Source organism: Erwinia sp. LJJL01 (genome assembly GCF_047300805.2).
GTDB lineage: Bacteria > Pseudomonadota > Gammaproteobacteria > Enterobacterales > Enterobacteriaceae > Erwinia > Erwinia aphidicola.
The window spans coordinates 2732756-2745419 of sequence record NZ_CP178576.1; the positions used below are offsets into that span (position 1 = coordinate 2732756).

General features: G+C 56.1%; 12 protein-coding genes. 4 read left to right on the forward strand and 8 right to left on the reverse strand.

Annotation, left to right across the window (positions count from 1 at the left end; genetic code table 11):
- Positions 1-71 precede the first annotated feature (71 nt).
- The gene (locus ACLI4M_RS13515) at positions 72-485 is read right to left on the reverse strand and encodes a hypothetical protein (RefSeq protein ID WP_133624567.1); all 414 of its coding nucleotides are present in this window, start codon (positions 483-485) and stop codon (positions 72-74) included.
- Positions 482-931 carry a peptidoglycan recognition protein family protein gene (locus ACLI4M_RS13520; RefSeq protein ID WP_133624564.1) on the reverse strand — a complete coding sequence of 150 codons (450 nt, stop codon included), beginning with the start codon at positions 929-931 and terminating at the stop codon, positions 482-484. The genes ACLI4M_RS13515 and ACLI4M_RS13520 overlap by 4 nt, the downstream gene beginning before the upstream one ends.
- Before the next feature lie 201 nt (positions 932-1132).
- Between ACLI4M_RS13520 and dapB the strand changes: the two genes are divergently transcribed.
- The 3 genes from dapB (at position 1133) to carB (ending at position 6803) form a co-directional block, all read left to right on the forward strand.
- Positions 1133-1954, forward strand: coding sequence for a 4-hydroxy-tetrahydrodipicolinate reductase (gene dapB, locus ACLI4M_RS13525; RefSeq protein ID WP_133624562.1), 822 nt, complete (start codon positions 1133-1135; stop codon positions 1952-1954).
- A 469-nt stretch (positions 1955-2423) separates the two neighbouring features.
- Complete coding sequence (gene carA, locus ACLI4M_RS13530; RefSeq protein ID WP_048914800.1) at positions 2424-3560, forward strand: glutamine-hydrolyzing carbamoyl-phosphate synthase small subunit; 1137 nt, start codon at positions 2424-2426, stop codon at positions 3558-3560.
- Between the two features lie 18 nt (positions 3561-3578).
- Positions 3579-6803 (forward strand): carbamoyl-phosphate synthase large subunit, encoded by a 3225-nt coding sequence (gene carB, locus ACLI4M_RS13535; RefSeq protein ID WP_133624560.1) that lies wholly within the window; start codon positions 3579-3581, stop codon positions 6801-6803.
- Between the two features lie 135 nt (positions 6804-6938).
- Here the strand turns inward: carB and ACLI4M_RS13540 are convergent, their stop codons facing one another.
- Positions 6939-7553 (reverse strand): LysE family translocator, encoded by a 615-nt coding sequence (locus tag ACLI4M_RS13540; protein WP_133624558.1) that lies wholly within the window; start codon positions 7551-7553, stop codon positions 6939-6941.
- A 189-nt stretch (positions 7554-7742) separates the two neighbouring features.
- Here ACLI4M_RS13540 and folA point away from each other — a divergent pair, with 189 nt between their 5' ends.
- Complete coding sequence (gene folA, locus ACLI4M_RS13545; protein ID WP_180276736.1) at positions 7743-8225, forward strand: type 3 dihydrofolate reductase; 483 nt, start codon at positions 7743-7745, stop codon at positions 8223-8225.
- A 104-nt stretch (positions 8226-8329) separates the two neighbouring features.
- On the opposite strand, the gene apaH is transcribed toward folA, so the two are convergent.
- The 5 genes from apaH to surA are packed head-to-tail and all read right to left on the reverse strand — an operon-like array spanning position 8330 to position 12650.
- Complete coding sequence (gene apaH / locus ACLI4M_RS13550; protein WP_048914808.1) at positions 8330-9151, reverse strand: bis(5'-nucleosyl)-tetraphosphatase (symmetrical) ApaH; 822 nt, start codon at positions 9149-9151, stop codon at positions 8330-8332.
- Between the two features lie 15 nt (positions 9152-9166).
- A complete protein-coding gene (gene apaG, locus ACLI4M_RS13555) occupies positions 9167-9544 on the reverse strand; it encodes a Co2+/Mg2+ efflux protein ApaG (RefSeq protein WP_048914809.1) in 378 nt (125 codons plus the stop codon).
- 2 nt (positions 9545-9546) lie between these two features.
- Positions 9547-10380 (reverse strand): 16S rRNA (adenine(1518)-N(6)/adenine(1519)-N(6))-dimethyltransferase RsmA, encoded by an 834-nt coding sequence (gene rsmA / locus ACLI4M_RS13560; RefSeq protein WP_048914810.1) that lies wholly within the window; start codon positions 10378-10380, stop codon positions 9547-9549.
- Entirely contained in the window at positions 10373-11365 is a 993-nt protein-coding gene (gene pdxA / locus ACLI4M_RS13565; RefSeq protein ID WP_133624556.1) for a 4-hydroxythreonine-4-phosphate dehydrogenase PdxA, read from the reverse strand. Before pdxA ends, rsmA begins: the two co-directional genes overlap by 8 nt.
- Complete coding sequence (gene surA, locus ACLI4M_RS13570; RefSeq protein WP_133624554.1) at positions 11355-12650, reverse strand: peptidylprolyl isomerase SurA; 1296 nt, start codon at positions 12648-12650, stop codon at positions 11355-11357. The genes pdxA and surA overlap by 11 nt, the downstream gene beginning before the upstream one ends.
- Positions 12651-12664 lie beyond the last annotated feature (14 nt).

Here is a 12664-nt window from a genome sequence, read left to right on the forward strand (position 1 = left end):
CCGGTCGCCCCGTGCCGATGATTTCCACCGGCCATGATGAAGACCTTGTTTTCTGGTCGCCCCCGTGCTGCTCATTTAATATCATAGGTTCCGCCATTGGGGTCATGCCACTGGTTGTGATCGTAGAAGAGGTTTACTGAGCGTTCATCGTTGAGAACCAGCAGCGCAATACCACTGGAAAATAACATCCATTTCCCTGGCAGTTGATCGCCATACTTAACATCCCCCTGGGCATAACATGAAGAGTAGCGAGTATCGTCAGCGAAATGGCTTTCAACGGGGTAGGCATGGTTAAAGAAGTTGATCACCTGTTCTTTTGTCGGCCTGAATTTTTTACAGGCTCTGATTTCATAAGGATTTGTTACCTCCTTTAGCGTTTGCCCGATGCTGACAATGTTCACGGACGAAACCGATTGGGCCTCGCTGAAGCCAGTGAGAAACAATAAACTCAGAAGTATGTAGCTTTTAAAATCACAGTTCTTCATTCCCATTTCACTGTGCTCGCTTCCGTTTTGTTTTTTCTGGCTATTTCAGGATGCCTGAAAATTTCGCTGGTATTAATCTTAAGTGTGTCTTTTAATTCGGCAATTAACCATTTTAGTGATTCAGACTGTGGCTGATTTACCGTCACATAAATTTTCCCATCAGGATAGTTTTTCAAATCATCGGTCGGGTAAGTCTCTCCGACAATCTCTATACCAATAGAATCCGTATTTGCTGGAAAACGGTCAGGCCACTCTTTCTTCCTTTCACGATCTGATATTGCCTTTACTTGCCAGGCATTCTCTAACTGAATAGCTTTTTTGAGTTCGGCAGGGGCACCTTTGTGGGTGATCAGGCAGCGTGAGCGCATCCTCCCCACGTGATAAGTCACCCTGAACAGCGACGCGGTTTGATAGATGGTGCCGTCTTTATCAATGATAACGTATATTCATATCTGACCCGCGAGAACGACAGGCTGATGTTTTCGGGTGGCATATCCAGCCTGTAAGTAAAAATTCAGTTTTACTGATAATCCTCACGCGCTGGCGTAAAATTCTTATTATGTGGTTTTAGTTGTGGCGCAGGGGTTAACCCGTGGTTAATCTGGGTGCGCTTTGCATGCATAGACATCTGTCAGGAATGAATAATTATGAGTAATGCAGAAATCCGTATCGCCATTGTGGGAGCCGCAGGGCGTATGGGGCGTCAGCTGATTCAGGCAACTGAACAGGCTGAGGGGGCGCGTCTGGGCGCAGCCATTGTCCGTGCTGGCTCATCGCTGGTTGGCGCCGATGCCGGTGAACTGGCGGGCTGTGGCGCACTGGGTATCAAGGTCAGCGACAATCTGGATGCCGTGGTTAATGACTTCGACGTACTGATCGACTTCACCCGCCCGGAAGGCACGCTGCACTATATGGCATTTTGCCGTCAGCATAAGAAAGCGATGGTGATTGGCACCACCGGTTTTGATGAGGCAGGCAAAGCGGCGATCAAAGCCGCAGCGCAAGAGATTGGTATCGTATTTGCGGCTAATTTCAGCGTTGGCGTCAATCTGGTGCTGAAGCTGTTGGAGAAGGCGGCAAAAGTGATGGGTGACTATGCGGATATCGAAATTATCGAAGCGCACCACCGTCATAAGGTTGATGCACCATCAGGGACGGCGCTGGCAATGGGGGAAGCCATTGCTGATGCGATGAACTGGAACCTGAACGAGCATGCGGTCTATGCGCGTGAAGGTCACACCGGTGAGCGTGAAGCGCAGACTATCGGTTTCGCCACCGTGCGCGCCGGGGATATCGTCGGCGAGCACACCGCGATGTTTGCTGATGTTGGCGAGCGAGTAGAGATTACCCACAAGGCTTCAAGCCGCATGACCTTCGCTAATGGCGCAGTTCGTGCAGCTGTCTGGTTAAAGGCACATAAAAGTGGTCTTCATGACATGAGAAGCGTGCTTAACCTGGATGATTTATAAGTGTTGTGCACCATCGTGATGTGGTTATTTCAATCATAACGTTTTGATTGGATGGGCAATAATTTTATTGCCCTTTTTATTTTTAAGGAAAATAGCTGTTTGTCATTAATATTTAATCATTGCTGCTATAAAGTTATATTACCCTTCTTTTTTACTCACTCATGACGCTAATTTTGACCATTTGGTCCACTTTTTTACTCTGTCACACCAGAAATAATGCAGAAGCTGGCAGGCAACCGTTTTTATTGCCAGGATATGTGCTGTTTTCAGGGTAAATCATCCGACTTTCCACTCAGTGAGTTAAAAAACGCAGAAAAAGTGGCGCGCAGGGTAGACTTTCGCCAGGGCTATCATTAGAATGCGCCCAATTTGCCAAAAACTGGGCAGTCAGGCAGTTTTTGCATTGATTTTGGGGTCATACCTGAATTAATATGCAGATATTGTGACTGTTTATTCCCTGGAGGATGTTTTGATTAAGTCAGCGCTCTTGGTTCTGGAAGACGGAACCCAATTCCACGGTCGGGCCATCGGGGCAACCGGATCGGCAGTGGGAGAAGTTGTTTTCAACACTTCAATGACCGGTTATCAAGAAATCCTCACTGATCCTTCCTATTCCCGCCAGATCGTCACTCTCACTTATCCCCATATCGGCAATGTCGGCACTAACGCCGCTGACGCAGAATCCACTCAGGTACACGCTCAGGGATTAGTTATCCGCGACCTGCCGTTGATTGCCAGCAACTACCGCAATGAAGAAGGCCTGTCTGACTATCTGACGCGCAACAACATTGTCGCGATTGCCGATATCGATACGCGTAAGCTGACCCGTCTGCTGCGTGAGAAAGGGGCGCAGAACGGCTGCATCATCGCCGGAGACGCACTGGACGCCGCCGAAGCCCTGGCAAAAGCCAAAGCTTTCCCGGGCCTGAAGGGGATGGATCTGGCGAAAGAAGTGACTGTGGCACAGCCTTACAGCTGGCAGCAGGGCAGCTGGACGCTGGAAGGCGAACTGCCGGCCGAGAAAGCCGCTGCTGACCTGCCATTCCACGTGGTGGCCTACGACTACGGCGTGAAGCGCAACATTTTGCGTATGCTGGTTGATCGCGGCTGCCGCCTGACGGTGGTGCCGGCGCAGACCCCGGCAGAAGAGGTGCTGAAGCTCAACCCGGACGGGGTGTTCCTCTCCAACGGTCCTGGCGATCCGGAGCCTTGCGACTACGCCATTACCGCGATTAAACGCCTGCTGGAAACCGAGATCCCGATCTTCGGCATATGCCTCGGCCATCAGCTGCTGGCGCTGGCAAGCGGTGCGAAAACCGTGAAGATGAAGCTTGGCCACCACGGCGGTAACCACCCGGTGAAAGATCACGACAATAACACCGTGATGATCACCGCACAGAACCACGGCTTCGCCGTTGATGACAGCAACCTGCCGGCCAACCTGCGCGTGACGCACACCTCGCTGTTTGACCACACGGTGCAGGGCATCCACCGCACCGATAAAGCGGCGTTCAGCTTCCAGGGTCACCCGGAAGCCAGCCCGGGGCCGCACGATGCCGCACCGTTGTTCGATCACTTTATCGAACTGATTAAAGCCTCTAAATAAGATCAGGAGAGAAAGACAATGCCAAAACGTACAGACATACAAAGCATCCTGATCCTTGGCGCTGGCCCGATCGTAATCGGCCAGGCCTGTGAATTCGACTACTCCGGTGCGCAGGCGTGTAAAGCGCTGCGTGAAGAGGGTTACCGCGTTATCCTGGTGAACTCTAACCCGGCTACCATTATGACCGACCCGGATATGGCCGATGCCACCTACATCGAGCCGATTAACTGGGAAGTGGTACGCAAAATCATTGAGAAAGAGCGTCCGGATGCGGTGCTGCCCACCATGGGCGGCCAGACCGCGCTGAACTGTGCGCTGGAGTTAGAGCGCCAGGGCGTGCTGGAAGAGTTCGGCGTGACCATGATCGGCGCCACCGCGGACGCGATTGATAAAGCTGAAGACCGTCGTCGTTTCGACGTGGCGATGAAGAAAATTGGCCTCGACACCGCGCGTTCCGGTATTGCGCACACCATGGAAGAAGCGCTGGCGGTTGCCGCTGACGTCGGCTTCCCGTGCATCATCCGTCCTTCCTTTACCATGGGCGGAACCGGTGGCGGTATCGCATACAACCGTGAAGAGTTCGAAGAGATTTGCGAGCGCGGCCTCGATCTGTCGCCGACCAATGAGCTGCTGATTGACGAGTCGCTGATTGGCTGGAAAGAGTACGAGATGGAAGTGGTGCGTGATAAAAACGACAACTGCATCATCGTCTGTTCAATTGAAAACTTTGATGCCATGGGCATCCACACCGGTGACTCGATTACCGTTGCGCCAGCGCAGACGCTGACCGACAAAGAGTACCAGATCATGCGTAACGCCTCGCTGGCGGTACTGCGTGAAATCGGCGTGGAAACCGGCGGATCAAACGTGCAGTTCTCGGTGAACCCGGAGAATGGCCGTTTGATCGTCATTGAGATGAACCCACGCGTGTCGCGCTCCTCCGCGCTGGCCTCGAAAGCGACCGGCTTCCCGATTGCTAAAATCGCCGCCAAGCTGGCAGTGGGCTTCACCCTCGATGAGCTGACCAACGACATCACCGGCGGCCTGACCCCGGCGTCGTTTGAACCGTCTATCGACTACGTGGTCACCAAAATTCCACGCTTCAACTTTGAAAAATTTGCCGGTGCTAACGACCGTCTGACCACGCAGATGAAATCTGTCGGGGAAGTGATGGCGATTGGCCGCACCTTACAGGAGTCGATGCAGAAAGCGCTGCGCGGCCTGGAAGTGGGCGCGCACGGCTTTGATCCGAAGGTGGATCTTAACGACCCGGAAGCGCTGACCACTATCCGTCGCGAGCTGAAAGATGCGGGCTGTGACCGCATCTGGTACATCGCGGACGCCTTCCGCGCCGGAATGAGCGTGGAAGATGTCTTCGCGCTGACCAATGTTGACCGCTGGTTCCTGGTACAGATCGAAGAGCTGGTACAGCTGGAGCAGCAGGTAGCAGAGCAGGGCGTTAAAGGCCTGAGCTATGACTTCCTGCGCACGCTGAAGCGTAAAGGCTTTGCCGATGCGCGCCTGGCCGATGTCGCGGGCGTGTCTGAAGCGGAGATCCGTGCCCTGCGCGAGCAGCACAACCTGCACCCGGTCTACAAGCGTGTGGATACCTGTGCGGCGGAGTTCTCTACGGACACCGCCTACATGTACTCAACCTATGAAGAAGAGTGCGAAGCCAATCCGAATCAGGACCGTGACAAAATCATGGTGCTGGGCGGCGGTCCAAACCGTATCGGCCAGGGTATCGAGTTCGACTACTGCTGCGTACACGCCTCGCTGGCGCTGCGCGAAGACGGTTTCGAGACCATTATGGTCAACTGCAACCCGGAAACCGTGTCGACCGATTACGACACCTCTGACCGCCTTTACTTTGAGCCGGTCACGCTGGAAGACGTGCTGGAAATCGTGCGCATTGAGAAGCCAAAAGGGGTGATCGTGCAGTACGGCGGGCAGACTCCGCTGAAGCTGGCGCGTGCGCTGGAAGCCGCAGGCGTGCCGGTTATCGGCACCAGCCCGGATGCGATTGACCGTGCAGAAGACCGTGAACGTTTCCAGCAGGCGGTTGAGCGCCTGGGCCTGAAGCAGCCGGCCAACGCCACCGTCACCGCCATCGATATGGCCGTGGAAAAGGCGGCGCTGATTGGCTATCCGCTGGTGGTGCGCCCGTCCTATGTCCTGGGCGGCCGCGCGATGGAAATCGTCTATGACGAAATCGACCTGAAGCGCTACTTCAATACCGCGGTTTCGGTGTCTAACGACGCACCGGTGCTGCTGGACCGCTTCCTTGATGATGCGGTAGAAGTTGACGTTGACGCGATCTGCGACGGTGAGCAGGTGCTGATTGGCGGCATCATGGAGCACATCGAACAGGCGGGCGTTCACTCCGGTGACTCTGCCTGCTCCCTGCCAGCCTACACGCTGAGCCAGGAGATTCAGGATGTGATGCGTGACCAGGTGAAGAAGCTGGCCTTTGAGCTGGGCGTGCGTGGCCTGATGAACGTGCAGTTTGCGGTTAAGGACAATGAAGTTTACCTGATTGAGGTCAACCCACGCGCTGCGCGTACCGTACCGTTTGTCTCCAAGGCAACCGGCATGCCGCTGGCGAAAGTGGCCGCGCGCGTGATGGCGGGTAAAACTCTCGCCGCGCAGGGCGTGACCAAAGAGATCATCCCACCGTACTACTCGGTGAAAGAGGTGGTGCTGCCGTTTAACAAGTTCCAGGGCGTCGACCCTATCCTCGGGCCGGAAATGCGTTCTACCGGTGAAGTGATGGGCGTGGGCCGCACCTTTGCAGAAGCGTTCTGCAAGGCGATGCTCGGCGCGCAGAGCAACATGAAGAAAACCGGTCGTGCGCTGCTGTCCGTGCGTGAAGGTGATAAGAAGCGTATTGCTGAGCTGGCGCGCCGCCTGCAGGCTTACGGCTTCGAGCTGGATGCTACCGCGGGTACTGCTGCGGTGCTGAAAGCTGCCGGTATTGAAGTGCGCCAGGTAAACAAAGTGCACGAAGGCCGCCCGCACATTCAGGACCGCCTGAAAAACGGTGAGTACGCCTACATCGTTAACACCACCGCAGGCCGCCAGGCGATTGAAGATTCCAAACTGATCCGCCGCAGCGCGCTGCAGTATAAGGTGCATTACGATACTACGCTGAACGGCGGTTTCGCCACCGTGACGTCGCTGAACTCCAGCGCCACGGACCAGGTGATTTCCGTGCAGGAGATGCACGCGCAGATTACCGCGTAATTCTCAGGACAACGGGCGGACCGAAACAAAGGGTCCGCCCCTACTTCTGAAGGGGGCAACCGTCTTTTCCGGTCGCCCCTTTTTTATTGTGATCTCAACAGAAGGCTGGCTCCGGCAGAAGCAGGCGAGCGCCTTTTACGACAATGCCACTTTAATCCCCAGCGCGATCAGCACGCCGCCGAGCATCTTGTCCACGACGCGCTGCGCTTTTGCCAGCCCGCGACGTACCGGACCGCTCTGGATCAGGACCACCAGTAGCGGCCACCACAGCGTGGAGAGGCCGAGGATAATCCCGGCGTACAGCAGCTTCTCGTGCACGTCCGAGTTGACGTTCAGCACCTGGGTGAAGATCGACAGAAAGAACAGCGTCGCTTTCGGGTTCAGCAGGTTGCACAGATAGCCCTGCAAAAAGGCTTTCTTCAGCGAGGTCTGCTCCTGCACCACATTGCTCAGATCCATTTTGCTGTTGCCGCGCGAGCGCAGCGCCTGGATACCGATATAGATCAGGTAGCCCGCACCGGCATATTTCAGCAGCATAAACAGCCATGGCGTGGTGGTGATCACCACGGCCAGCCCGGCCACGCAGTAGGCCATATGAGTGGCAACGGCACAGTTTACCCCCATGGCGGTCATCAGCGCGGCGCTGCGACGGTAGCGGGCGGCATTTTTAATAATCAGGAAAAAGTCAGGGCCGGGAGAGATCATCCCGAGTGCCGCAATAGTGGCGACAAATAAGCTGGTTTCTAACATGGCGGCGGTCTGTGGCTGAATGAACGGCGGATTCTACCACGGCCGTTGTTTTTTGCATGGTGAAAAACAGCGGGAAGGTGACGCAATCGATACCCTGATAAACCTTTACCGAATAACCCGGGCTTTCCTATCGACGAAAGTTTCGCCTTTCCGTATGATGGCGCCAATTTTACACCCTGTTGAGTTGATATGATGATTAGCCTGATTGCGGCCCTGGCGGCCGACCGCGTCATTGGGATGGAAAACGCCATGCCGTGGCACCTGCCGGCTGACCTGGCGTGGTTTAAAAAGCAGACGCTGAATAAACCGGTAATTATGGGGCGCCGTACCTGGGAATCTATCGGTCGCCCACTGCCGGGCCGCCTGAATATCGTGATCAGCAGCCAGAAGGGCGATGCTGAAGGCGTCACCTGGGTAACCTCAATTGAAGATGCGCTGAAAGCGGCGGGCGAAGTCGAAGAGCTGATGGTGATTGGCGGTGGACGCATCTATGAGCAGATGCTGACGCGCGCCGATCGTCTGTATCTGACGCACATCGATGCGGAAGTGGAAGGGGATACCCATTTCCCGGACTACGAGCCGGATGAGTGGCAGTCAACCTTCAGCGAGTTTCATGACGCTGACGACAAGAATTCGCACAGCTTCTGCTTCGAGATTTTAGACCGCCGTTAAACATAAAACGGGTCGGGCGTGCCCGTAAAAATACGGGTCGGGCATGCCCGTAAAAACACGGGTCGGACATGCGCATAAAAACACGGGTCGGGCATGCCCGACCCCTACGGGGCGCTGCGATTCGATACCTGAGTAAATACCCGCTTATCCTCCCAGCGCAGCATGGTTAAGGTGCCACCCCAGCAGCAGCCGGTGTCCAGCGCAATTATCCCTTCCGGCGTTCCTTTACCTTCCAGCGAAGCCCAGTGACCGAAGGCAATGGTGTAGTCGCGTGATACCGGGCCGGGAATGGAAAACCACGGTTTCAACGGTGGTGGCGCGCTGTCCGGCGCTTCTTTGGCGATCATATCCAGCTGCCCGTTCGGGAAGCAGAAACGCATACGCGTCAGGGCATTGGTGCTGAAGCGCAGGCGCGCCAGCCCGGTCAGTTCCGGTACCCAGTTGTTAGGCATATCGCCATACATCGCATCAAGGAACAGCGGATAGGTGTCGCTGCTCAGCACCGCTTCCACTTCACGCGCGCAGCTGATGGCGGTGTCGATGTCCCACTGCGGGGTAATACCGGCGTGCGCCATCACCAGCTTTTTCTCTTCATCCACCTGCAGCAGCGGCTGGCGACGTAGCCAGTTGATCAGCAGGTCGGCATCTGGGGCTTCCAGCAGCGGGGTAATACGGTCTTTCGGCTTGTTGCGGCTGATCCCGGCGTAGACGGCCAGCAGGTGCAGGTCGTGATTACCCAACACCATTTTTACGCAGTCGCCCAGATAGCGCACAAAACGCAGAACTTCCAGTGAGTCAGGCCCGCGCGCCACCAGATCGCCGGTTAGCCACAGCTGATCGACCTGCGGGTCAAAAGCCACCTGGTCAAGAAGTGAACGTAGCTCGTCGTGGCAACCGTGGACATCGCCGATTAAATAAGTGCTCATGCAGTAACGCCGGATTTAGTGAATATGGGTGGCAATCGCCAGGCGGAAAACCGGGATATCGACAAGGAACAGAGAGCCATCAGGTTCGGCCATCTGATAGTGGCCCTGCATGGTGCCCATTGGGGTTTCCAGAATGGCGCCGCTGGTGTACTGAAACTCGCCGCCGGGTTCGATGTGCGGCTGCTCACCGACCACACCTTCCCCCTGTACTTCGGTTTCACGCCCGTTGCCGTTGGTGATCAGCCAGTAGCGGCCAATCAGCTGAACCGGGATACGCCCCAGATTACGAATTGTGATGGTGTAGGCGAAGACATAACGCTCATCTTCGGGCGCTGACTGCGATGCAATATAGCTGCTCTGCACCTGGACACAAACTCGGGGCGTATCGATCATGATCAGTTCTCCTGCGGCTGTTCCTGTGACTGTGGGTGCGCAGTCAACCAGTTTGCCAGCTGGCAATATTGCTTCACGCTGATGTTCTCAGCGCGCAGCGTCGGGTCGATGTTTAGCTCCGCCAGCACTTCAGCAGAGAACAGGTGACCAAGGCTGTTGCGCAGCGTTTTGCGGCGCTTGCCAAAGGCTTCAGTGGTGATACGGCTTAGCGCGCGGATATCCTCAACGGGATGCGGGATTGTCTGGTACGGCATCAGTCGCACCACGGCAGAGTCCACTTTTGGCGCCGGAGTAAAGGATTCTGGCGGCACTTCCAGCACCGGAATAACCTGGCAATAGTACTGTGCCATTACGCTCAGGCGGCCATAGGCTTTACTGCCCGGTCCGGCAACCAGACGGTTAACCACTTCTTTCTGCAGCATAAAGTGCATATCTTTGATAGCACCCATGTAGCTGAAGAGGTGGAACATCAGCGGCGTAGAGATATTGTAGGGCAGGTTGCCGAACACACGTATCGGCTGGCCTTTCTCCGCAGCGTAGGCGGCGAAATCAAAGGTCATCGCATCCTGCTGGAAAATGGTCAGCTTAGGGCCAAGGAACGGATGGGTTTGCAGGCGTGCGGCAAGATCGCGGTCAATCTCGATCACCGTCATGGCATCCAGACGATCGCCTACCGGCTCCGTCAGAGCAGCAAGACCAGGGCCGATCTCAACGACCACTTCACCTTTTTGCGGGTGGATGGCGTTGACAATACTTTCGATAATGTAGGGATCGTTAAGGAAGTTCTGTCCAAAACGTTTGCGGGCAAAGTGACCCTGGTGAACGCGACTATTCATTACTGCTCTTAATCATGGTAATGGCGAGGTTAAGCGCCGTCTTAAAGCTGCCCGCATCGGCCTGACCACTGGCGGCCAGCTCTAAAGCTGTCCCGTGATCTACTGACGTGCGGATAAATGGCAGACCGAGGGTGATATTCACCGCCCGACCAAAGCCCTGATATTTTAGCACCGGAAGCCCCTGATCGTGATACATCGCCAGCACCGCATCGGCATGCTGCAGATATTTCGGCTGGAACAGGGTATCCGCAGGTAGCGGTCCGGTTAACTGCATGCCGCGCTGGCGCAGCTCATCCAGCGCCGGAATGATCACATCGATCTCTTCCCGGCCCATATGGCCGCCTTCCCCTGCATGCGGGTTAAGGCCACAAACGTAGATGTGCGGCTGCTCCAGCCCGAACTTGCTTTGCAGGTCGGCGTGCAGAATGGTGATCGTTTCATGCAGGCTGTCGCGGGTGATACTGGCGGCAACGTCTTTCAGCGGCAGATGGGTGGTGGCCAGCGCCACGCGCAGCTCCTCCGTTGCCAGCATCATCACCACGCGTTCGCGATGAGCGCGCTCAGCGAAGAATTCGGTATGGCCGCTGAACGGGATCCCGGCATCGTTGATCACCCCTTTATGTACCGGCCCGGTGATCAGCGCGGCAAATTCTCCGCTCAGACAGCCGTCGCAGGCGCGGGCGAGAGACGCCAGCACGTAGCCGCTGTTCTCCACGCACAGCTGCCCGGCGACCACGGGCTGGGCAAGAGGAAGCGGCAGCACGGTCAGCGTGCCCGCCTGCTGCGGCTGGGCTGGGCTGTCTGGCTGATACTCGCGCAGCGTAAGGGGTAAATGCAAAGCTGCCGCGCGGGTGCGCAGCAGCTCGGGGTTAGCACAGACAACCAGTTCAACCGGCCAGTCCTGCTGGGCCAGCTGAACGATTAAATCGGGACCAATCCCGGCGGGTTCGCCGGGAGTGATCGCGACACGTTGATTACTGAGCATTCGCATCCAGAATCTTCACATAGGCAGAAGCACGCTGTTCCTGCATCCAGGTCTGGGCTTCTTCAGAGAACTTACGGTTGAACAGCAGACGGTAAGCGCGCTCTTTCTTCGCCGCGTCGGTTTTATCCACCTGGCGGGTATCGATCAGCTGAATCAGGTGCCAGCCGAAGGAGGAGTGAACCGGTGCGCTCATCTGGCCTTTGTTCAGGCGCAGCAGGGCATCACGGAACGCCGGATCGAACACTTCCGGTGAGCTCCAGCCAAGATCGCCGCCCTGGTTCGCGGATCCCGGATCCTGAGACAGCTGTTTCGCGGCGTCGGCAAAGGTCAGCTTGCCGCTGTTGATCTGCGCTGCCACTTCCTGCAGCTTCTGACGCGCCTGGTCATCGGTCATGATCGGGGACGGCTTCAGCAGGATGTGACGGGCATGAACTTCAGTAACGGAAATACTTTTGTTATCACCGCGCACGTCGTTCACTTTCAGGATATGGAAGCCAACACCTGAGCGGATTGGGCCGACGATATCGCCTTTCTGTGCGGTGACCAGCGCCTGAGCAAACAGCGATGGCAGCTCCTGGAGACGGCCCCAGCCCATGTTGCCGCCTTTCAGCGCCTGTGGGTCAGCCGAGTAGGTGATCGCCAGCTTGCCGAAGTCAGCGCCGCCTTTGGCTTCGCTCACCAGCTGTTTTGCCAGCGCTTCCTGATCGTCAACCTGCTGCTGCGTTGGGTTTTCCGGCAGTGGCAGCAGGATATGGCTGATGTTCAGTTCGGTGCCGGCATCGTTCTGCGAGGCCATCTGCGTGGCTAACTGGTCCACTTCCTGCGGCAGAATGGTCACGCGACGACGCACTTCGTTATTACGCACTTCTGAGGTCAGCATCTCTTTGCGGATCTGCTCACGATAAGTGGCGTAGTTCATGCCGTCGTAGGCCAGGCGGCTGCGCAGCTGATCGACAGACATTTTGTTCTGTGCGGCGATGTTGGCAATCGCCTGGTCCAGCTGCTGGTCGCTAACCTGAATACCGGCCTGTTTTGCCATTTGCAGCAGGATATTGTCCATCACCAGACGCTCAACAATCTGATGGCGCAGGGTTTTATCATCGGGCAGCTGCTGACCAGCCTGCTGAGCCTGGCCCTTTACTGACTGCATCATGCCGTCAACATCACTTTCTAATACCACGCCGTTATTGACGACGGCGGCGACTTTATCAACGACCTGCGGGGCTGCAAACGCGGTGCTGGCTGTCAGGGCTGCACCGAGGATCAGCATTCTCCAGTTCTTCATACTTTTTCCATTCT